Below are 21,720 nucleotides of genomic sequence, written 5' to 3' on the forward strand. Positions count from 1 at the left end.
CGGATGACCCCTCCCCCCTTGATCCTCGGCCTTGAAAGCAGCTGCGACGACACCGCCGCCGCCGTCCTGCGCGACCGTGACGTGTTGTCCTCTGTCGTGATGGGCCAAAACAGTTTGCATGCCGATTTTGGCGGCGTGGTTCCGGAGATCGCCGCGCGCGCCCATGCAGAACGTCTCGACCTCTGCGTGGAACAGGCCCTTAAAGAGGCCGGGGTGACGCTGCGCGAGATCGACGCCATCGCCGTTACTGCAGGCCCGGGCCTCATCGGCGGCGTGCTCTCCGGCGTCATGCTGGCCAAGGGCCTCGCCACCGGCCTGAACAAACCGCTGATCGGGGTCAATCACCTTGCCGGGCACGCGCTGACGCCGCGCCTGACCGATGGGCTGGACTTCCCCTATCTGATGCTTCTCGTCTCCGGTGGTCATTGCCAGTTTCTCGTTGTGCGCGGGCCAGAGAACTTTACCCGTCTTGGCGGCACCATCGACGACGCCCCCGGTGAGGCCTTCGACAAGACTGCCCGCATTCTTGGCCTGCCGCAGCCGGGCGGACCCGCAGTCGAGGCAGAAGCAGCCCTGGGGGATGAAAGCCGGTTTCGCCTGCCCCGGCCCTTGCTCGACCGGGAGGGCTGTGATCTGTCGTTCTCCGGCCTCAAGACCGCCATCCTGCGTCAGCGTGATGCGCTGATCGCCGGGAACGGCGGCCTGACGCGGCAGGACCGCGCTGACCTCTGCGCCGGATTCCAGGCCGCCGTGCGCGACGTTCTGACGGAAAAAACCCGCCGCGCCATCTTGCTTTATCTGGCGGAAAATCCCGCCAATCCGGCCCTGGCCGTCGCCGGTGGCGTGGCCGCAAATCAGGCCCTTCGCGGTGCGTTAGAGACTGTTTGCTCGGACACCGGCCTTATATTCACCGCCCCGCCGTTGCGCTTGTGCACCGATAACGCCGCGATGATCGCCTATGCCGGATCGGAACTCTTTGCCTTGGGCCAAACCTCCGATATGGCCCTCGCCGCGCGCCCCCGCTGGCCACTGGACCGACACGCCATGCCGCTGGTTGGATCGGGCAAGAAGGGTGCCAAGGCATGAGCATCTCGATCCTAGGCGGCGGAGCGTTCGGCACCGCTCTTGCCATTTCCATCGGCCAAAAACGCCCCGTTACGCTTTGGGCCCGCGATGCGCGGCACCTGACAGAGAACCGCGAAAGCCCCCGCTTGCCGGGGATGCAGTTGCCGGAAAACGTGACCGTGACGGCCGACCTCGAAATCGCTCTGGATGAAGCTGCCCTGCTGTTTTCGATGCCCATGCAAAGTCTGGAAAGCTTTGCCGGGCAAATCCCGGGTAGCCTGACCGGCAAGACCCTTGTCGCCTGCTGCAAAGGTATCGACCTGACCGCCCTACAAGGCCCCGCAGCGATCCTTGCGAAGCACTGGCCCGAGGCGCAGCCTGCCATCCTGACCGGCCCAAGCTTCGCCGCCGATATCGCGCGCGGATTGCCCACAGCCTTGACGCTAGCCTGCGCGGACGATGTGCTGGGACAGACCTTGCAAGAGTGGCTCTCGACTCCGACGCTCCGGCTCTATCGCACCACGGATGTTGCGGGGGCCGAACTGGGCGGTGCGCTGAAGAACGTCATCGCCATTGCTTGCGGCGCCTGCATCGGAGCCGGATTGGGCGACAGCGCCCGCGCGGCGCTGATGACCCGCGGTTTCGCCGAGATGACACGGCTTGCGGCGGCATTGGGCGCAAAGCCGGAAACCCTGGCCGGGCTGTCCGGACTTGGGGATCTGACGCTGACCTGCACCTCGGACCTGTCGCGCAACTTCCGCTATGGGCTTGCTCTTGGACGGGGCGAGGCGTTTGATCCAACCGTGACGGTCGAAGGCGCCGCCACGGCCCGCGCGGTTGCGCAAATCGCCCAGCAACGCGGTCTGCCGCTGCCCGTCTGCGCCGCTGTCGCCGAGCTGACCACCGGGGCGTTGACCGTGCCCGAAGCCATGAACCAACTGCTTTCCAGACCCCTGAAAGAGGAATAGACCATGCTCATCGCCCTGATCGCCCACGATAAACAAGACGCCCTACAGGTTCGCAAAGACAACCGAGACGCGCATCTTACCTATATCGAAGCCACTGGCGTGGTGAATCAGGCCGGGCCGTTGCTGGACGACGCGGGCGAGATGTGCGGCAGCCTCGTGATCCTCGACGTCACCGATAAGGCCGCCGCACAGGACTGGGCCGACAACGATCCCTACGCCAAGGCTGGCCTTTTCGAGAGTGTCTCCCTGATCCCGTGGAAGCGGGTTGTCGGCGGATGAAATACTGGCTCTTCAAATCCGAACCCTCGGCCTGGGGCTGGGATGATCAGCGGGCCAAGGGCGACGCGGGCGAAGAGTGGGACGGTGTGCGCAACTATCAGGCCCGCAATTTCATGCGAGAGATGAAGCTCGGCGATCGCGGTTTCTTCTATCATTCCCAGAAGGAGCGCGCGATTGTCGGCACCGTCGAGATCATCGCCGAGGCGCATCCCGACAGCAAGACCGACGATGACCGTTGGGAGTGTGTCGACATCAAGGCGCTGGAAACCGCCAAAACGCCGGTCACACTGGATGATATCAAGGCCGACGAGCGGCTGTCGAACATGGTTCTGGTCAAGAATTCCCGCCTGTCAGTGCAGCCCGTGACCGCGGAAGAATGGCGCATTCTGTGTGATATGGCTGGCCTCACCGGCTGAGACGCCATCCCAGAGCCATGGCGCGGGCTCTTTGCAGACGGCCCGCGCCGCCATGTTTATGGTGATCGACGGCGGCTATGTCACGCTGGCTTGTGCCATCATGGGTCTGGTTCTAACGCTGTTCTGAAACCGTAAAACCGGGGGTGCCAAACAAAAGCCCGGCACCCCCGTCACCCCGCGTGCTCCCTACGCACCACACGCGAAACCGAATTGGTCCGGCCTTCTGGCCTGTCTTAACCCAGTTGTAGGCGGTTATGAACTCGCGGGCAAATCCGCACTGTCGTCAATTTATCTCAACCTGAACCAAAAAAGAGGCCCCCGATCGGGAGCCCCTCACAATAACCCTGTAAAACAGGTTTAACCGTATACAGCTTCCTTGCCGAAATGCTTGGTCAGCATGTAATAAACCACGGCGCGATACTTGTTGCGCTCGGATTTACCATATGTCTCGATCACAGATTGAATCGCATCCATCAGCTCGGGTCCGTCGCTCAGACCAAGCTTCTTGATGAGAAAGTTGTTCTTCACCGTCTCCAGTTCGCCGTCCTGACTCGACGCGACGGTCGACGCATCCGCATCGTAAATCGACGGTCCGCAGCCAATGGTCACCTTCCGGAGCAGGTCCATGTCCGGCTCCATACCGCATTTGCTCTTCAGATCGTCTGCGTATTTCTCGATCAGATCGTCACGTTTTCCCATCTGTTCACTCTCCCTTGAGGTATGTCCACAGTTTTTATTCACATGCACATTGGACAAGCAAAACGCACAAATCTAGGGGAAAATCCCTTGAAACGGCTCACTTGGTCCGGAGAACCCGGCTCAGAGGCCCAGCTTGCGCATCAACATCTTCGCGTCTAACGCACCCGGCTTTTCGCGCGCACGGGCCATCGCACTGGCAATCCGGCAAATCCGCTCGTTCACCGGAGCAGGAACGCCGTGCATCCGCGCCATCAGGACAATCTCACCGTTGAGATAGTCCGTCTCAACAGATCCGGCACCCCGCATCAGGCTTTGCGTCGTCGATCCACCAATGCGCGAGACGCCTTCGATCTCCGTGACATTCAGAAACGCATCGCGGCGCGGATCGCTCGAGTCCGCCTTACGCCACGCGGTCCCCGCAGCGGTCAGAACTGCCTCCGCCTCCGCTTTCAAAGCAGCCTTGATCTCCGGCACCTCCACACCCCGGCCAAGGATCGCCTCGACGATATTATTCAGATTAACCAAAAGTTTTCCGTACTTCCCGGTAATCACATCCCGATCGACAAAGGCCGCCAGACGCGTCGCCTGCAACCTCTCGACAAGCGCCGCATCCGCCGCATCGCTGCCAGCGGGATAGCGCCCGACATCCAGAATCCCAAGCTTTGGCGTGGAAAACACTGCCACGTGCCCCGGCTCGACCAACGTCGCAGGGACCATGACCAGCACCCCGTGAACATTCGGGAAGCGTCGCAGCGCCATGCGCTCGTTGGTCACGCCATTCTGCAGACAAAAAATCGGCTGCTCCATGACCCCGGCGGCCGCCAGATCCTCCAGCGCGGCCACGGTGTGCTGAGTCTTCATGCAAAGCAGGATCATATCGTCCGCTCGAAAATCCACCTCCGACGGATGTGCAACCACGGGCACCTGCGCCGTCACATCCATGCCCGGCGCCTGCAAACGCAGCCCCCTGGACCGGATCGCTTCAAGCTGCGCACCCCGCGCGACGCAGAGGACCTCTGCCCCGCTCCGCACCAATTCCACCGCCAGCGCCCCCCCGATGGCCCCGGTTCCGAGAATGATGATACGCATTGCCCTGCTCCCTTGCTGTCACTGCGCGAACCATAGGCGGAGCGTCCGGCAAAGGCCAAGCTCACAACGAAAAACCGCGCGAGGCTTCCCTCGCGCGACCGTCAGATCCATCCATCTGGAGGGCGGGACTGTGCCCCGCACCTGCCGCGGGATCAGTAGCGATAATGCTCCGGCTTGAACGGGCCTTCGGGTGTGACACCGATATAGGCCGCCTGCTCCGCCGAAAGCGTGGTCAGCTTCACGCCGATGCGGCCAAGGTGCAGGCGCGCAACCTTTTCATCGAGATGCTTGGGCAGGATATAAACGCCGTTCTCGTAGCTCTGACCATTGTTCCAAAGCTCCATCTGAGCCAACACCTGATTGGTGAAGCTGGCTGACATGACAAAGGACGGATGGCCCGTGGCGTTACCCAAGTTCAACAGGCGCCCTTCGGACAACAGGATCAGACGGCTGCCCGAGGGCATCTCGATCATGTCCACCTGGTCCTTGATGTTGGTCCACTTGTGGTTCTTCAGGTTCGCCACCTGAATTTCATTGTCGAAGTGGCCGATGTTGCCAACGATCGCCATGTCCTTCATCTCGCGCATGTGCTCGATGCGGATCACGTCCTTGTTGCCGGTGGTCGTGATGAAGATGTCCGCGCTGGCCACCACATCCTCCAGAAGAACCACCTCGAAGCCGTCCATCGCCGCCTGCAGCGCGCAGATCGGATCAGCCTCTGTCACCTTGACCCGCGCACCGGCGCCAGCCAGCGATGCCGCAGAGCCCTTGCCCACATCGCCATAACCGCAGACCACGGCAACCTTGCCGGCCATCATCACGTCGGTCGCGCGGCGGATGCCGTCGACCAGCGATTCCTTGCAGCCGTACTTGTTGTCGAACTTCGACTTGGTGACGCTGTCGTTGACGTTGATCGCCGGGAAGGGCAGCTGGCCGTTCTTGTGCAGATCATACAGGCGGTGCACGCCGGTGGTGGTCTCTTCGGAGACACCCTTGATCGCGTCACGCACCTTGGTGAACCAGCCCGGAGACTGCTCCATGCGTTTCTTGATCTGTGCCTTGATGACCGCTTCCTCATCGGATTGCGGCACCGGAATGATCTCTTCACCGGCCTCGGCGCGGGCACCAAGCAGCACGTACAGCGTCGCATCGCCGCCGTCGTCGAGGATCATGTTCGGCCCGTCCGCAAACTGGAAGGACTTGTCGAGATAGTCCCAATGTTCCTCAAGGCTCTGACCCTTGATCGCGAAAACCGGAATGCCCGCTTCTGCAATCGCCGCTGCTGCGTGATCCTGCGTGGAGAAAATGTTGCACGACGCCCAGCGCACATCCGCGCCCAGCGCGACCAGAGTCTCGATCAGACAGGCGGTCTGGATGGTCATATGCAGCGAGCCGACGATGCGCGCGCCCTTGAGCGGCTTGCTCTCGCCATACTCCTCGCGCAGAGCCATCAGCCCGGGCATTTCCGTCTCTGCAATGTCCAGCTCCTTGCGGCCGAACCCGGCGAGGGAAATGTCTTTGACGACGTAGTCCTGAGTCATGATGCCTCTTGCTCCTGATGACACACGTATTAGTCGTGTCCGGTTAGCAAAGGGTTGCCCGATTGACAACAAGTGGCATGGGTGAGTCAATGAACGCCGGGTTAACCGGAGGACGGTCACCGTGGACTTCGATCACCGCATCTGCGTCAACGAATATGGTTTCTACTGTGTGCCGGCAGCCTATGAAAAGCGCGAGATTCCAAAGGTCTTGGCCGCTGGAGAGGTCTATGAGCCGAACACCCTGCGGCTGATGCGGCGCCGTCTTGGGGATGGCGATATCGTGACTGGCGGCGCGTTTATCGGGGATTTCTTTCCAGCGCTTTGTTCCTGTCTTGCCCCCGGCGCGCGGCTGATCAGCTTCGAGCCGAATCCACTCAGCTTTGCCGCCGCTGAACAGACCATCGCACTGAACGGTCTGACCAATGCTGTTCTGTCGCCCGTCGCCGTCGGCGATGCACCCGGCCAGCTTCCCCTGCAATTGAGCCGAAAGGGCGGCAGTGCCAGCGCCGCGCGCGCCAAGATCATCACCGATGAGGAGGAGAATCCCGGCGATACCGTCATGGTGGAGGTTGTGACGCTCGACAGCCTTGTCGCGCCCGGACGGGACGTCTCCGTCCTCCACCTTGACGTCGAAGGCTTTGAGAAACAGGCGCTACTCGGGGCCACACGCCTGATCCGCGACAGTGCCCCGATGATCATTCTCGAAGCCGAACGACCGTGGCAACGCGCGATGTACCGCGATTTTCTGGGTGAGCATTTCCCGAGCGTCGGCTATCAGCTTTGTGGCGGGCTGGAGCGCAACGCGATCTTCCTCGCTCAACCGCGGTAAACCGAGGCAAAACATGGCAAAGCAACCCCGCGCATGGCAGCGCATGCTCTCCGGTCGCAGGCTCGACCTGCTCGACCCCACGCCCGTCGACATCGAGATCGAAGACATCGCGCACGGCCTCGCTTTCGTGGCGCGCTGGAATGGTCAGACGCATGGCGATTACGCCTATACCGTGGCCGAGCATTCCCTTCTGGTCGAAGAGCTTTTTGCCCGCCTCGTGCCGAATGCCACACCGATCCAGCGTCTCACCGCCCTGCTGCATGACGCGCCAGAATACGTGATCGGAGACATGATTTCCCCTGTGAAATCTGCCGTCGGTCCCAACTATGACGCGCTCGACAAACGGCTGACCGCCGCCATCCACATCCGCTTCGGCCTTCCTGCCGTTACGCCCGTGCGCCTGAAGAAGCAGATCAAGAAAGCCGACCACATCAGCGCCTGGATGGAAGCCACGCAGATCGCCGGGTTCACCCGCGCGGAGGCCAACAAACTCTTCGGTGCTCCGGATGAGGCAATGATCGCCGATCTCACCATCCTGCTCCGCCCGCCAGTGCAGGTGCGCGAAGAGTTCACCGCACGCTTTTCAACATTGATCGGAGCGCTTTAGATGCTTGAAACCCGCGAGATGCGACCCGAGGACGTGCCCGCCTGCGTCCGCATCCTCAACCATATCATCGGCCTCGGCGGCACCACCGCCTATGAAACGCCCTTCGATGTCGCCACCCTCGACACGAAATACCGGCAGGAGCCGCCCGTCTGTAACGTCGCGCTCAGCGCGGGCCGCGTCGTCGGCTTTCTGGCCGCGTTTCAGGACGGTCCTGATTTCTACAGCATCGGCAGCTTCACGGACCGGCAGCGCCCGGTGACGGGCGCTGGACAGGCCTTGTTCCGCAAGACCCTGGCGGATTGCCGCGAACGCGGCGGCGAGGCGATCCTGGCCAAGATCACTGCCGACAACACCGGCGGTCTTGCCTTCTACACCAGGCTCGGCTTTGTGGATGATCACGTGATCCCGAGCGATCACACGCGCCCCGACGGCACCATCGTCGACCGCATCGTAAAACGTCACCCACTCTGAGCGGTGGAATTGTGCGGCAAAAGGCACACTCCACGCATTGGCGCTAATTGCGAAACAATCCGCCGCATTCTTGCCGCATTCGAATTCTAGCCAACCGAACAGTGGTTTCACTACAGGAGGTTGGACGTGAAAATTCGCAAATGCGGCATGCTGGCGATGGTGATTGTTTCCCTCTCCGCCTGCAGTCAGACCAAGTCCCTTCTCGAAACCTCACGCAATGACACCAGCTTTCTTGTTGAACCGGTCGCTGTAACCTCCGCACGCGAACGGGCCATCACGGAAGAGGCCATCGCCCTCGAAGACAGCATCCGCGACATCCTGCTTCAGGCCAAGGCCCCCGCTGGCGACTGCAGCGGCACGCTTTCCGATCCAGCCATGGCACAGTGTTCCGAACGCGATCTCATGGGGCGTACCCTCGGCGCCCTGCGCAGCCTGACCACGGACAACGGCCCCCTGAACAAGAACGCTCTCGCCCCGGCGATCACCCAAACCTTCGCCGCCCTCGACAGCATCGACTCCGGCATCAACGCCATGCTGCGCGAACAGGCAGAAGAAATGGACATGCTCGACGCCGAGCGCGCCTCTGGCCATCTCACCGAAGCCGAACACGCCACCCGCCTCACCCACATGCAGCAAGCCCGCGTCGCCGTCGCCGAAGCCCTTGCCCTGAGCGCGAGACGCGCCGGTCAGGGCCGTGCGTCCCTCGAAGCGGCACAGGCTTCCGATCCGGCCGATCTGTCATGGTACATTGCATCCATGGCAGAGATCGAAACCCGCAGTCTCGCCGCGCGAAACCGTCTCGGCCTCTCCTGATCTGCCGGCCTATGGCCCCAGAAAACCTCAGGGGATCTCTGCCCATGGCGACGCCGGGTCAGAGCCGCCAGGCAAAACTCCGTCCCGGCAGGATTGTCACCTTCACCCGAAGGCACCGCCTATCGCGGTGATCGTTTCGCCAGGATCCGCTGCAGGGTCCGCCGATGCATGTTCAGCCGCCGCGCGGTTTCAGACACGTTGCGGTCGCACAGCTCATAAACCCGCTGGATATGCTCCCAGCGCACGCGGTCGGCGCTCATCGGGTTCTCCGGTGGCGGCGGCAGATCGTCGCCCTTGGCCAGCAGCGCATTTGTGATGTCAGTGGCATCCGCGGGTTTCGACAGGTAATCTGTCGCCCCGATCTTCACCGCTGCAACGGCCGTCGCAATAGCGCCATAGCCCGTCAGAACCACCACACGGCTGTCCGGACGCTTTTCGCGCAGCACTTCGACCACATCGAGCCCGTTGCCGTCCTCAAGCCGTAGATCCACAACGGCATAGGCGGGCGGCCGAGCCGTGGCGACAGCGCGCCCCGCAGCGACAGATCCGGCAGTCTCGACATCGAAACCGCGCTTCTCCATCGCTTTGGCCAGTCGCTTCAGAAACGGCTCATCGTCATCGACAAGAAGAAGGCTCCGATCCTCACCAAGATCGTCGGTATTGCTGTCTGCCAAACCCCGTCCTCCCCGGACATTTTTGCCTGCGTTCCGAAGTTTTAGCGCTCGGATGCACCACGGTCAAACTGTAGGCATACTGCGGGACTCTGCGATCACGACGCATCGATAAAGCAGGCGACCGTTTCCGCCATCGCCTCCGGGGCCACCTCGCGCCGGAAGTATTCGACAAACCCCGCCTCGGGCAGCACCAGGTAGGTGAAGGTCGAGTGATCCACGAGGTAGTAATCATCCTCGGCAGGCTGCGCCTTGTAATAGGTCTTGTAGGCCCGGCTCGCCGCCTTGACCTGCTCCGCACTGCCGGTGAGGCCGATCATCTTGTCATGGATGTTCGAGGCAAAATCGCCGACCGCGTCGGGCGTGTCACGCTCCGGGTCGATGGAGATGAAGACCGGCGTCACCGAATACCCCTGCTCGGCCAGCACATCCACCGCATCGGCATTGCGCACCGTATCCATCGGGCAGACATCCGGGCAGAAGGTGTAGCCAAAGTAGATCAGCGAGGGCTCGGTGATCACATCCTTGTCGGACACCAACTCCCTGTCTGAATTGATCAACTCGAACGGGCCACCGATCTGACCGCTCCCGCCAGCCACGGCGGTACTCCGGCACTGGGCGAAAGGATCATCGCTGCCGGAGCCGAGCGTCACGTACCAAACACCGCCAAGCAAGGCGACAATCGCAACACTGGCGGACAACAAGGCTAAACGCGGCATTTCAGGCTCTCCCATTGCGTCGATGCTCGCGACAGGTAACAATCTCCACAGTCCCCGCAAGTGACGAATGAGCGCAGATGGCAAATAGTGAAATCGGTCTGACCAGCGAATATCAGCGCAGCAACTGGATCCGCCTCAGAACCATGATCCTCCTGCGCTGGTTCGCCATCATCGGCCAGCTCACCGCCATCACCGTGGCGCAGAAGCTCTATAATCTGCAACTCGAACTCGGCCTGTGTTATCTCGCGGTCGGTGTCTCCGTTATCGGCAACCTCGTGGCGATCTTCATCTTCCCCGAGAACAAACGCCTCTCGGAGACCGAGAATTTCCTGATGGTCATGTTCGACCTTCTGCAGCTGTGCTTTCTGCTCTACCTCACCGGCGGCCTGCACAATCCCTTTTCCTTGCTGGTGCTGGCCCCCGTCACCGTCTCGGCCTCGGTGCTTTCGCTTCGCTCGACGCTCACCCTCGGGCTTACCGCATTCCTGCTGGTGAGCGGTATGGTCTTCTATCACCTGCCATTGCGGACAGAGATGGGCTTCATCCTGCGGATCCCCGATCTTTTCGTCTATGGCCAGTGGACGGCGATCACCATCGCGCTGGTGTTCATTTCGGTCTACACCCGTCGCATCACGCGGGAGATGAACTCCATGTCCGACGCCCTCGCCGCGACCCAGATGGCCCTCGCGCGGGCGCAGAAACTCAACGACCTGGGCGGGGTTGTGGCCGCCGCTGCCCATGAGCTTGGCACGCCCTTGGCGACGATCAAGCTGGCCTCCTCCGAACTGGCCGACGATCTCGACGACCGCCCGGACCTTCAGGAAGATGCCCTGCTGATCCGCGAACAGGCCGACCGTTGCCGCGACATTCTGCGCTCCATGGGGCGCGCCGGCAAAGACGACCTGCACATGCGGTATGCGCCGCTCGTCGAGGTGATCCGCGAGGCTGCGGAGCCGCATCAGGACCGGGGCAAGGACATCGTTCTGGAGGAGGGCCCCGGCCCCGGCGGCGAATTCAACCAACCGCAGATCCTGCGCCGCCCCGAAGTCATCCACGGCCTGCGCAACCTCGTGCAGAACGCCGTGGACTTCGCCGCCAGCACCGTCTGGATCGAAACCATCTGGACGGACGATGTCATCTCGATCCGCATCATCGACGACGGGCGCGGCTTTCCACAACATCTTCTCGGGCGTATCGGCGATCCTTTCATGCGCCGTCGACGCAGTGACGCAGACCGCAAGGCCCGGCCGGAATACGAAGGCATGGGGCTCGGCCTGTTCATCGCAAAGACCCTGCTGGAACGCAGCGGCGCCGAGCTGAGCTTTGCCAATGCGTCCGACCCCTTCACCGCCGGACACCCCTCTGGCGAACGGCGCGGCGCGGTGGTCGAGGTTGTCTGGCCGCGCAGCAAGATTGTTGCAGATGTGGCACAGGCGGGCGGCGGTCTTGGGGAGAACCAGCCGATCGAGGCCTGAAATCATTCAAATTGAAAGCTTGATTAAGAATTCGTAAACTACTTTCTAGCTAGGTGGAATCTTGCCACATCAACCAAAGCGGGACTGACAGTTGAATGATTTGCTGGCCTTAAGTATCGGAATTGTAGCCGGTTTTTCGCTCATCCTGCTGTGTTTGGCGCTGTACAAACGCATGATAAGGCGCCTGTCCGCCAGCGCGAAGACAGGCGCGTTCGCAGAAACGGTTTTTCTTTTCGACTCCGATGGCACGCTGATGGACACAACGCCCGATGCCCGTGATGTGGTAAATGCGCCGCTTAATGACGGATTTGCCTGGAGCGATCTGCACGAGATCTTCGCATCGCGGTTTCCTGACATGCCGGACATGCTGCCGAGCGTTCCTCTGACCCTGCACTCAGACGACCTTGCCCCTACTGTCATGCAGGTCACGCCCGAAGGTCCAAGCGTGCGGGTCACACTCTCTGCCGAACCGATGGGTCCCGCCGCACAGCATCTCTACCTTGTCCAGAGCGAGGAGCTGGAGCGCCTGAGCACCGCTTTCGATGTCGCGCCCAATCCGATCTGGTCGACTGATTCCAGCGGTTCGGTGCTCTGGAGCAATGCTGCCTTCGAGAAACTCAAGCTCTCCACCGATCCCGACCGCGGCGCGCGATCTTTGGAGCACATCGCCCGCGAGAGTGGTCCGACGCAGCAAAACAGCCGCACGCAGATCGAACAAACCGATGGAACCGCCCGCTGGTTCGAAATCACCAGCCGCCTCACCCACGATGGCGCGATGCATTTTGCCACGGATATCGACACCCTGATCGAAGCCGAGCTCGCCCAGCGCAACTTTGTCCAGACCCTGGCCAAGACCTTCGCCCACCTGCCCATCGGCCTCGCGGTGTTCGATCGCGATCGGCGGCTTGTGCTGTTCAACCCCGCGCTGGTCGACCTGACCCGCCTTCCCGTCGATTTTCTCTCTGCCCGACCGAACATGCTCAGCTTCTTTGATCATATGCGGGAAAACCGCATGATGCCCGAACCGAAGAACTACGCCTCCTGGCGCGAACAGCTGACCGAAGTGATCGCCGCGGCGCGCGATGATCGCTATTGCGAGACCTGGAGCCTGGCCTCCGGCCTGACCTACAAGATCACCGGCCGCCCGCATCCGGACGGTGCCGTGGCCTTCCTGCTCGAAGACATCAGCGCGGAAATCTCGCTCACCCGCCGCTTCCGCTCCGAACTAGAGCTGACCCAATCGGTGATCGACAGCGTCCCCGATGCCGTCGCCGTCTTCTCCCGGCTCGGAGTGCTGACCTTCTGCAACGTCGCCTATCGCCAGCTCTGGAATTGCGATCCGGACAGCGTCTTCAACGAAACCACCATCACCGACGCCACGGACAGCTGGCAGAACGCCTGCGAGAACAGTGAAATCTGGCCAAATCTACGTGACTATGTGCTGACCATGCAGGACCGCAGCCCCTATAAAGAGGTGCTGTATCTGCACGATGGGCGGTCGATCCAGTGCTTTGTCGAGCCGGTCGCCGCCGGGGCGACCATGGTGCGCTTTTCCCTAACCCCGCCACGGCGTGAACGCCCTCTCGAAGACCGCAAAATCCGCCGCGCCTGATGTCCCGAACCGGCTTGCAGCCGCGCCCTGTCAGCGTATCCTTGGCGCATGACCGCCGAGCAGAAAACACACACCCTCCCAAGCCCCGAGCACACCAGCGCCCTCGCCCGGCGGTTGGGCGCCGATCTGCATCCCGGCGACATTGTCCTGCTGTCCGGCGGCATCGGCGCGGGCAAGACCCACTTCGCGCGCAGCCTGATCCAGTCTCTGCTGATCGAACCCGAAGACGTCCCCTCGCCTACGTTCACCCTCGTACAGGTCTACGATACGCGGCACGGCGAACTCTGGCACAGCGATCTCTACAGGCTTTCCGGCCCTGATGACGTGGTCGAACTCGGTCTTGTCGACGCCTTCGAGACCGCGATCTGCCTTATCGAATGGCCCGACAAACTTGAGGACCTCATGCCCCAAAATGCGCTCAGCCTGCGCTTCACCGATGGCCCGACAGAGGCCGCGCGCCTGCTGACCATGGACTGGACCGATCCACGCTGGACGCCGGTCGTGCGGAATCTGCAAGCATGAGCGATATTCTTGCCACTGCTGGCTGGGCCGGGTCCAGCGCCACACCGCTCGCCGGAGATGCCTCCTCGCGCCGCTATACGCGCCTGTCGCGCGGCGGTGAGACCGCGATCCTCATGGAAGACCCGGAGGGGGATGTGGCGCTCTTCGCCCGCCTTGCCCGCCATCTCATCGGCATCGGCCTATCGGCCCCACGCATCCTCGCGGAGGACGCGGGCAATGGGCACCTGCTGATCGAAGATCTCGGCGATGGGCTGATCGTCCGTCTGAGTACCGACGCAGAGAGCGAAAAGCGGCTCTATCTCACCGCAACTGATGCACTCATCGCGCTCCACCGCCATGCAGCGCCAGAAGGCCTGCCCATTGCTACGCCCGAACGCCTCGCCAACATGGTTGACCTCGCCTTCGACTTCTACGCGCCCGGAACACCGGGAAAATCCGAAACGATCGCCAGCTTTCAGGCCCTTCTGGACCTGCATGCCCAGCCCACTGACGTCATGATCCTGCGCGACTTCCATGCAGAGAACATTCTCGACCTGCCGGAACGCAGCGGCGCCGCCCGCGCCGGGCTTCTCGATTTTCAGGACGCGCTACAGGGCCACCGCGCCTATGATCTCGTTTCTTTGATTGAAGACGCCCGCCGCGATGTCTCGCCCGAGACCGCCCGAGCCTGTATTAGTCACTATCTCGGCGCAACCGGACTTGACCCGGCGCAATTTCACGCCTCTCTTGCCGTTCTCGGCGCACAGCGCAACCTGCGCATTATGGGCATCTTTGCCCGCCTCGCTGCCACCCGCGGCAAACCGCATTACATCGACCTCATTCCGCGCACATGGGCGCATCTTCAAGCCGACCTCGAACACGCGGCCCTCGCACCGCTGCGGCCACTCCTTGCGCGGCTGCCCGCCCCGGATGAAACCCACTTGACCAAACTGAGAGCGCAATGCCCGACGCCGTAATGCTCTTCGCCGCCGGTTTCGGCACCCGCATGGGTGCGCTGACGAAAGACAAACCCAAACCGCTGATCGAAGTCGCGGGCAGACCCCTGCTGGATCACGCGCTCGCGCTGACAGAAGGGCTGAAAACCCGCGTGGTCAACGCGCATCATCACGCGGATCAGATCACTGGCCATCTGTCGGGCACCGACGTCCACGTCAGCATCGAAACCCCGGATATCCTCGATACGGGAGGCGGGCTGCGCCACGCCCTGCCGCTCCTGCGCACGAACCCTGTGTTTACCCTCAACACTGACGCAGTTTGGAGCGGTCCCAACCCTCTCTCCCTGCTTGCCAAGCATTGGCAGCCCGAGGTGATGGACGCTCTTCTTCTCTGCGTCCCCCTCGTCCGCGCGATCGGGCGCAAAGGCTCTGGCGATTTCAGCCTGGCCAGCACCGGAGTGCTAACGCGCGCAGGTGATCTCGTCTATACTGGCGCACAAATCGTCAAGACCGATGGGCTGCAAGAGATCCCCGATGCCGCGTTTTCCCTCAATCGCCTTTGGAACCGCATGGCCGGGACAGGTCGCCTCCATGGCCTGACCTATCCCGGTTCATGGTGCGACGTCGGCCACCCGGATGGCATCGCCCTTGCCGAGGAGATGCTGCATGGCTGACACCCGCCTCTTCGCCCTGCCGCCGGGCGTTGATTTCGCCCGCGAATTGCTGACAGGTCTTCATGCCCGTGTGGATAGCCCGCCAGAGGCACTGGCCCGGGTCGAACTTTATGTAAACACGACGCGCATGGCCCGCCGCATTCGCGATCTCTACGACCAAGGCCCCGCGCGGCTCCTGCCCCGCCTTCGTCTTGTCACCGATCTTGCGGACCCGCTCACCCGCGCCGACCTGCCCCAGCCCATTCCCAAGCTGCGCCGCCGTCTCGAAATGACGGGCCTTGTTGCGCGCCTGCTCCAGTCGCAGCCTGACCTCGCACCACGCTCCGCGCTCTATGATCTCGCGGACAGCCTTGTTGGACTCATGGAGGAAATGCATGCGGAAGGCGTCACGCCGGAGACCATCGCGAGCCTCGATGTCACCGATCAATCCGGCCATTGGGCCCGCGCGCTCACCTTCTTTAACGCCGTGCAGCCGTTCTTTGACGAAAATGCAGAGCCCGACGCCGCCTCTCATGCCCGTTTTGCGCTGGAGCAGAGACTGATTGACTGGGAGACGAACCCGCCGGAACACCCCATTGTCGTCGCAGGGTCCACCGGCTCACGCGGCACCACCGCCGAATTCATGCGCGCCGTCGCGCGGCTCCCGCAGGGCTACGTGGTTCTGCCTGGCTTTGATTTCGACATGCCGCGCACTGTCTGGGATCGCCTGGGTGAGCCGCTGAAAGGCGAGGATCATCCACAGTATCGCTTTGCGCGACTCATGGGTGAATTGGGCCTGACCAGAGACGAAATTCACCGCTGGTCAGACGCCGACGCGCCCGCGCCCGGACGCAATCGCCTGCTCTCGCTCGCCCTGCGCCCCGCGCCGGTCACACATCAATGGATGAGCGAGGGACCAAAGCTCCCGGACCTGCGCGAGGCCTGCGCCGATGTCACGCTGATCGAGGCCGCGACCACCCGGGAGGAGGCCCTCGCCATTGCGCTGCGCCTGCGCGAAGCCGCGGAAACCGGCACGCGTGCCGCGCTCATCACCCCGGATCGCATGCTGACCCGACAGGTCACTTCCGCGCTTGATCGCTGGGACATCAAACCGGACGACAGCGCGGGCACGCCCGCGCAACTCACGCCGCCGGGCCGCTTCCTGCGCCATGCGGCCGCCCTGTTCACCGAGGATCTGACCGCTGAGGCGCTGCTTGCCTTGCTCAAACACCCGTTGACGCACTCCGGCAGTGACCGCGGCCCGCACCTGCGTCACACCCGCGATCTCGAACTGCACATTCGCCGCAAGGGCATGCCCTACCCCGCGCCCGACCAGCTGACGGCGTTTGGCGCGGCCCGAAACTGCGAGAATTGGGCCGCTTGGGTTGCCGGGACCTTTTGCGCCCTGCGCGAGGTCAGCACCCCGCATCTTACAGACTGGACCGCCCGCCACATCGCTCTGGCCGAGCGCATCGCCTGCGGGCCGGATGCCGAGGGCTCGGGCGAGCTTTGGGACAAGGACACCGGGCGCAAGCTGCACGAAATCGTCTCTAACCTGGCCGAGGAAGCCGAACACGGCAGCGAACTGACCGCTCGCGACTATGCGGATCTCTTTGGTGCCATCGTCAGCGCCGAAGAGGTGCGCAATCCGGACGCGGTGCATCCAAACATTCTCATCTGGGGCACGCTCGAAGCGCGCGTGATGGATGCCGACCTGCTTATCCTTGCCGGCCTCAACGAAGGATCGTGGCCCGAAATGCCCGGCGCCGATCCATGGCTGAACCGCGCCCTGCGTGCCCAGGCGGGGCTGCTTCTGCCCGAACGGCGCATCGGCCTGTCCGCGCATGACTTCCAGCAGGCCGCCGCCGCGCCAGAGGTCTGGCTGACCCGTGCCCTCAAGTCCGACGACGCCGAAACCGTGCCGTCGCGGTGGCTCAATCGCATGGTGAATCTGATGACGGGCCTCCCGGACCGCTTTGGCCCCGAAGCCCTGACGACCATGCGCACCAAGGGAAAGCACTGGCTCGCCCTCGCCGGCGCGGTTGAAGCTCCGATCGAAACACCGCCCGCGCGCCGCCCGTCTCCGGCGCCGCCGCCCGAAGCCCGCCCGCGCGAACTACCGGTCACCGACATCAAGAAGCTTGTCCGCGATCCCTTCGCGATTTACGCCCGCCGCGTGCTCCGCCTGAAGACCCTGGACCCGTTGATGCAGGCCCCGGACGCGCTCCTGCGCGGGGTTCTGGTCCATAAGGTGCTGGAGAATTTCGTCAAGGAAACGCGTGATGATGCTTCACTGATCCGCCCCAAAACGCTTCAAGAGCACGCCAAGGCCCTGCTGGATAATCCCGACATGGTGCCGTTCCCGATGATGCGCGTGCTCTGGCAGGACAAAATACGGCAGGTGGCCGACTGGTTCACCGAAACGGAGGCCGCGCGGCAATCGCAGGCGCGCCCGGCGCATTTCGAAATCAGCGGAAAGGCCCTGATCCCCTCCCTCGGCTTCACGCTCAAAGGACAGGCTGACCGTATCGACATCGACGAGCGGGGGCATGCGCATATCTACGATTACAAAACCGGCAAGGCACCGACCGGCCCGGAGCAACAACATTTCGACAAACAGCTCCTGCTCGAAGCGGCCATGGCCCTGCGCGGCGCCTTCCCCGACCTCATGCCAAAGCACGTCGAACGCGCGCTCTTCATCTCGCTCAAACCCGGTGACCCCAAAGAGGTACCCGCGCCCCTGGAGGAGTCGCCGCCGGACAAGGTTTGGGAGGAGTTGACACGGCTGATCAGTGCCTATCTTGCCCCGGATCGTGGGTTTACCGCGCGCCGCGCCTTGATGTCCGATACCGATTTCGCCGAATACGATCACCTCTCGCGCCTTGGCGAATGGGACGTCACGGACGCGCCGCATCGGGAGATCCTCGAATGATCCGCGACCTCGCAACCCAGCGGCAGGTAGACGCGGCCGCCCCCGGTAGCTCCACGTGGCTCGCCGCCAATGCAGGCTCCGGAAAGACCCGCGTTCTGACCGATCGGGTCGCGCGCCTCCTGCTCGAAGGTGTGCTCCCCGAACATATCCTTTGCCTGACCTACACCAAGGCCGCCGCCTCGGAGATGCAGAACCGCCTGTTCCGCCGCCTCGGCCAATGGGCGATGCTCGAAAGCGATGCCCTTCGGGCCGAATTACGCACGCTCGGAGTGGAACAGAGCCTGAATGACGATTTTCTGCGCGATGCCCGCACTCTTTTTGCCCGCGCCATCGAAACGCCCGGCGGTCTGCGTATTCAGACGATCCACTCCTTCTGCTCTTCCCTCCTGCGCCGCTTCCCGCTGGAGGCCAAGGTCAGCCCGCAGTTCCAGGAAATGGAAGATCGCGCCGCTGAACTGCTGCGGGCCGAGATCCTCGATACCATGGCGGAGGGACCGCAGGCCCCGCTCGTCCATGCACTTGCCCCCTATATTTCCGGTGACGACACCGGCAGCCTGCTCGCCGGGCTGACGAAACATAAATCCGCCTTTGCCCCCCTGCCGACGCAGGCTCAGATCTTCGCTGCCTATGGCCTCTCCGACGGCTACGGCGAAACCGATCTGACCGACGAGGTCTTTCTCGGCGACGAAATGGCGTTTCTGGCGGAGTTAGAGCCGATTTTGCGCACGTCCGGCGCCAACGATCAGAAATTCGCGGACAGCATCAAGGCCCTTACCGGCCCTTCGCTCCGGAGCCTGGCAATCCTCGAAGGCGCCCTTCTTACCGGCGGCAGCGCCAAGGAGCCCTTCACTGCCAAACTCGGCAAGGTTCCTACAAAGGGCTTCACCAAGAAGCATGATGTGGATCACATTCTGCCCAGGCTGGACGCTCTGATGACCCGCGTTGAAAGCGCGCGCCCCAAACGCCTCGCCCTGCTCGCGGCCCGCCGTGACGTCGCCTTGCACGACTTCGCCGCGCATTTCATCCCCGCCTATGAGACCGCAAAACAACTGCGCGGCTGGCTCGACTTCGACGATCTCATCACCCGCGCCCGCGATCTACTGAACGATCCGAAGGTCGCCGCATGGGTGCTGTTCAAACTCGACGGCGGCATCGACCATATCCTTGTCGATGAGGCGCAGGACACCTCGCCGGTTCAATGGCAGGTGATCGAACGCCTCGCTCAAGAGTTCACCTCCGGGATCGGCGCCCGCGCCGACACCCGCCGCACAATCTTTGTCGTCGGGGACAAGAAGCAGTCGATCTACAGCTTCCAGGGCGCCGATCCGGCGGAATTCGATCGTATGCGTGATGAATTCCGCGAACGCCTGCAAATGACCGATGCACCCCTTTCGGCAATGGAGCTCGAACACAGCTTCCGCTCCGCCGATCCGATCCTGCGGCTGGTCGACATGACCTTCGACACCGCCGGCCCTTCGGGCTTCACCCCCGATCAAAAGCACATCGCTTTCAAGGAGCGTATGCCGGGCCGCGTCGACCTCTGGCCCGTGGTGGAGCCAGTCAAGGAAGAGAAGGACGGCGATTGGTTCGAGCCCATCGACCGCGTTGGCCAGCGCCACCAGACCGTCATTCTCGCCCAGCGCATCGCGCAGTTCATCAAGCGGACCATCGACGCGAAGACCCCACTGCCCGTGGAAAAGGGGTTTTCCGGCGCCTATGCGGCCCGCCCGGTGCATGCGGGCGATTTCCTGATCCTCGTGCGCTCTCGCTCTCGTTTGTTCACGGAGATTATCCGTGCCTGCAAACAAGCGGACCTGCCCATCGCCGGGGCGGACCGGCTCAAGGTCATGGCCGAGCTTGCCGTCAAGGACATCATGGCGCTACTGAAGTTCCTCGCCACGCCCGAGGATGACCTCTCGCTCGCCATCGCGCTGCGCTCGCCGCTCTTCGGCCTGTCGGAACAGCAGCTTTTCGACCTCGCCCACCGGCGCAAGGACAAGGCGTACCTCTGGGAGGCGCTGCGTGACCGGAAGGAGGACTTTCCGGACGTCATGGCGCTAATCCGCGATCTGAACAAGCAGACAGATTTTCTCCGTCCCTATGATCTGATCGAACGCATCCTGACCCGGCACAAGGGTCGCCGCCTGCTGATCGGTCGTCTCGGTGCCGAGGCAGAGGATGGTATCAACGCCCTTCTGGCCCAGGCGCTGAGCTATGAGCGCACGGACATTCCTTCGCTCACCGGATTCATCGAGTGGGCGCAGAGCGACAACCTGGAGATCAAACGCGCCGCCGAAGGCGCCGGTCAGACGCTGCGGGTCATGACGGTGCACGGTTCCAAGGGTCTCGAAGCGCCCATCGTCATCCTGCCGGACTGCGCCGAACGCAAGAACACCCTGCGTGCCACACTCCTGCGCGACGAACACGGGCTGCTCTGGAAACAGACAGGCGACGCCCTGCCCCCACGCCACACCGCCGCGATCCAGACCGCGATGGAGGCCGAAGCCCAGGAGCGCGACCGCCTGCTTTACGTCGGGCTGACCCGCGCGGAGAAATGGCTGATCGTTGCGGCGGCGGGCGAGACCGGCAAGAGCGGCGAGGCCTGGTACGACAAGGTTCAGCGCGGCATGGAGAACAGCGGCGCGGAGGCCAAGACCTTCGACTTCGGCGATCTCGGCGGCGGCGAGGGCAAGACCCTGAGCCACGGCGACTGGTCTGCGCTCGACATGACGGAGCCAGAGATAAAGACTGAAGCTGTCCCGGAACTGCCCGCCCACCTGACACAGCCTGCACCGCAGCCAACACCCCTGCCCGAGGCTCGCAGCCCTTCTGACTTAGGCGGGCCCAAGGCCTTGCCCGGCGATCACGGCGACGAGGAAGACGTGGCAAAGGCGCGCGGAACACTGATCCATGAGTTGATCGAGCTGCTCGCCCCGCTGCCCTCGGACGCCCGCGAACCCTCTGGGCAACGCCTGCTCACCTCTCGCGGACAATGGCCTCAGGCCGCGCCGCTCCTGCACGAAACCTTGCATGTGCTGCAAACCCACCCCGCGCTTTTCACAAGCGAAAGCCTCGCCGAAGTGCCGATCACCGCCGATCTACCGGGGCTTGGCCGTGTTCACGGCGTTATCGACCGTTTGCACATCACGCCCGAAAAAATAACCCTCATCGACTACAAGACGAACCGCGAAGTGCCCGAAAACCCTGAACAAACCCCCGATGGATTGCTTCGTCAGATGGGTGCCTACGCCGCCGCGCTGGCTCAGGTCTATCCGGGCAGACAAATCGAAACGGCCCTGCTCTGGACCGCAAACGCCGTGTTTATGCCCCTGCCGCACGACATCGTGACACAAGCGCTCGGGCGGGCCGCAGTCCCTTGACGCCAGACCTTGCCGTCCATACCTTCCGCCTCCAAAGACACGCT

At 62.8% G+C, this 21,720-nt stretch carries 20 protein-coding genes; 15 read left to right on the forward strand and 5 right to left on the reverse strand.

Annotated features, from left to right (window positions below):
- The first annotated feature begins 3 nt into the window (after positions 1-3).
- The 4 genes from tsaD to ACN2XU_RS09140 are packed head-to-tail and all read left to right on the forward strand — an operon-like array spanning position 4 to position 2,728.
- A complete protein-coding gene (gene tsaD / locus ACN2XU_RS09125; protein WP_419410120.1) occupies positions 4-1,086 on the forward strand; it encodes a tRNA (adenosine(37)-N6)-threonylcarbamoyltransferase complex transferase subunit TsaD in 1,083 nt (360 codons plus the stop codon).
- Positions 1,083-2,033, forward strand: a complete 951-nt coding sequence (locus ACN2XU_RS09130) for an NAD(P)H-dependent glycerol-3-phosphate dehydrogenase (RefSeq protein WP_419410121.1) — start codon at positions 1,083-1,085, stop codon at positions 2,031-2,033. Before tsaD ends, ACN2XU_RS09130 begins: the two co-directional genes overlap by 4 nt.
- A 3-nt stretch (positions 2,034-2,036) precedes the next feature.
- Positions 2,037-2,312 carry a YciI family protein gene (locus ACN2XU_RS09135; RefSeq protein WP_419410122.1) on the forward strand — a complete coding sequence of 92 codons (276 nt, stop codon included), beginning with the start codon at positions 2,037-2,039 and terminating at the stop codon, positions 2,310-2,312.
- On the forward strand, positions 2,309-2,728 hold the full coding sequence (locus ACN2XU_RS09140; protein WP_419410123.1) for an EVE domain-containing protein: 420 nt from the start codon (positions 2,309-2,311) through the stop codon (positions 2,726-2,728). The genes ACN2XU_RS09135 and ACN2XU_RS09140 overlap by 4 nt, the downstream gene beginning before the upstream one ends.
- A gap of 357 nt (positions 2,729-3,085) precedes the next feature.
- Here ACN2XU_RS09140 and ACN2XU_RS09145 read toward each other — a convergent pair whose 3' ends face one another.
- The 3 genes from ACN2XU_RS09145 to ahcY form a co-directional block, all read right to left on the reverse strand.
- Positions 3,086-3,427, reverse strand: a complete 342-nt coding sequence (locus ACN2XU_RS09145; protein ID WP_419410124.1) for a DUF2853 family protein — start codon at positions 3,425-3,427, stop codon at positions 3,086-3,088.
- A gap of 120 nt (positions 3,428-3,547) precedes the next feature.
- A complete protein-coding gene (locus ACN2XU_RS09150) occupies positions 3,548-4,516 on the reverse strand; it encodes a ketopantoate reductase family protein (protein ID WP_419410125.1) in 969 nt (322 codons plus the stop codon).
- Between the two features lie 152 nt (positions 4,517-4,668).
- Entirely contained in the window at positions 4,669-6,057 is a 1,389-nt protein-coding gene (gene ahcY / locus ACN2XU_RS09155; RefSeq protein WP_419410126.1) for an adenosylhomocysteinase, read from the reverse strand.
- A gap of 121 nt (positions 6,058-6,178) precedes the next feature.
- On the opposite strand from ahcY, the gene ACN2XU_RS09160 reads away from it, so the two are divergent.
- The 4 genes from ACN2XU_RS09160 to ACN2XU_RS09175 all read left to right on the forward strand — a co-directional run bounded on the left by ACN2XU_RS09160 (position 6,179) and on the right by ACN2XU_RS09175 (position 8,777).
- Entirely contained in the window at positions 6,179-6,886 is a 708-nt protein-coding gene (locus tag ACN2XU_RS09160; RefSeq protein WP_419410127.1) for an FkbM family methyltransferase, read from the forward strand.
- A gap of 13 nt (positions 6,887-6,899) precedes the next feature.
- Complete coding sequence (locus tag ACN2XU_RS09165; protein ID WP_419410128.1) at positions 6,900-7,493, forward strand: hypothetical protein; 594 nt, start codon at positions 6,900-6,902, stop codon at positions 7,491-7,493.
- Positions 7,494-7,964: a GNAT family N-acetyltransferase gene (locus tag ACN2XU_RS09170; RefSeq protein WP_419410129.1), complete on the forward strand. Its 471-nt coding sequence runs from the start codon at positions 7,494-7,496 to the stop codon at positions 7,962-7,964.
- Between the two features lie 126 nt (positions 7,965-8,090).
- Positions 8,091-8,777, forward strand: a complete 687-nt coding sequence (locus ACN2XU_RS09175; RefSeq protein ID WP_419410130.1) for a M90 family metallopeptidase — start codon at positions 8,091-8,093, stop codon at positions 8,775-8,777.
- Between the two features lie 119 nt (positions 8,778-8,896).
- Here ACN2XU_RS09175 and ACN2XU_RS09180 read toward each other — a convergent pair whose 3' ends face one another.
- Both ACN2XU_RS09180 and ACN2XU_RS09185 read right to left on the reverse strand, forming a co-directional pair.
- A complete protein-coding gene (locus tag ACN2XU_RS09180; RefSeq protein ID WP_419410131.1) occupies positions 8,897-9,451 on the reverse strand; it encodes an ActR/PrrA/RegA family redox response regulator transcription factor in 555 nt (184 codons plus the stop codon).
- Positions 9,452-9,546: 95 nt separating this feature from the next.
- Positions 9,547-10,167, reverse strand: coding sequence for an SCO family protein (locus ACN2XU_RS09185; RefSeq protein WP_419410132.1), 621 nt, complete (start codon positions 10,165-10,167; stop codon positions 9,547-9,549).
- 77 nt (positions 10,168-10,244) lie between these two features.
- On the opposite strand from ACN2XU_RS09185, the gene regB reads away from it, so the two are divergent.
- From regB to addA, 7 genes are all read left to right on the forward strand, one after another.
- On the forward strand, positions 10,245-11,642 hold the full coding sequence (gene regB / locus ACN2XU_RS09190; protein WP_419410133.1) for a sensor histidine kinase RegB: 1,398 nt from the start codon (positions 10,245-10,247) through the stop codon (positions 11,640-11,642).
- 253 nt (positions 11,643-11,895) lie between these two features.
- A complete protein-coding gene (locus ACN2XU_RS09195; RefSeq protein WP_419410134.1) occupies positions 11,896-13,254 on the forward strand; it encodes a PAS-domain containing protein in 1,359 nt (452 codons plus the stop codon).
- 48 nt (positions 13,255-13,302) lie between these two features.
- Complete coding sequence (gene tsaE, locus ACN2XU_RS09200) at positions 13,303-13,776, forward strand: tRNA (adenosine(37)-N6)-threonylcarbamoyltransferase complex ATPase subunit type 1 TsaE (protein ID WP_419410135.1); 474 nt, start codon at positions 13,303-13,305, stop codon at positions 13,774-13,776.
- Positions 13,773-14,732 (forward strand): aminoglycoside phosphotransferase family protein, encoded by a 960-nt coding sequence (locus ACN2XU_RS09205; RefSeq protein ID WP_419410136.1) that lies wholly within the window; start codon positions 13,773-13,775, stop codon positions 14,730-14,732. The genes tsaE and ACN2XU_RS09205 overlap by 4 nt, the downstream gene beginning before the upstream one ends.
- Entirely contained in the window at positions 14,717-15,385 is a 669-nt protein-coding gene (locus ACN2XU_RS09210; RefSeq protein WP_419410137.1) for a nucleotidyltransferase family protein, read from the forward strand. The genes ACN2XU_RS09205 and ACN2XU_RS09210 overlap by 16 nt, the downstream gene beginning before the upstream one ends.
- Positions 15,378-18,296: a double-strand break repair protein AddB gene (addB, locus tag ACN2XU_RS09215; protein ID WP_419410138.1), complete on the forward strand. Its 2,919-nt coding sequence runs from the start codon at positions 15,378-15,380 to the stop codon at positions 18,294-18,296. Before ACN2XU_RS09210 ends, addB begins: the two co-directional genes overlap by 8 nt.
- Positions 18,293-21,676 carry a double-strand break repair helicase AddA gene (gene addA / locus ACN2XU_RS09220; protein ID WP_419410139.1) on the forward strand — a complete coding sequence of 1,128 codons (3,384 nt, stop codon included), beginning with the start codon at positions 18,293-18,295 and terminating at the stop codon, positions 21,674-21,676. The genes addB and addA overlap by 4 nt, the downstream gene beginning before the upstream one ends.
- Positions 21,677-21,720 lie beyond the last annotated feature (44 nt).

The organism is Pacificoceanicola niger (assembly GCF_048553275.1).
In the GTDB taxonomy this organism is placed as follows: Bacteria; Pseudomonadota; Alphaproteobacteria; order Rhodobacterales; family Rhodobacteraceae; genus Pacificoceanicola.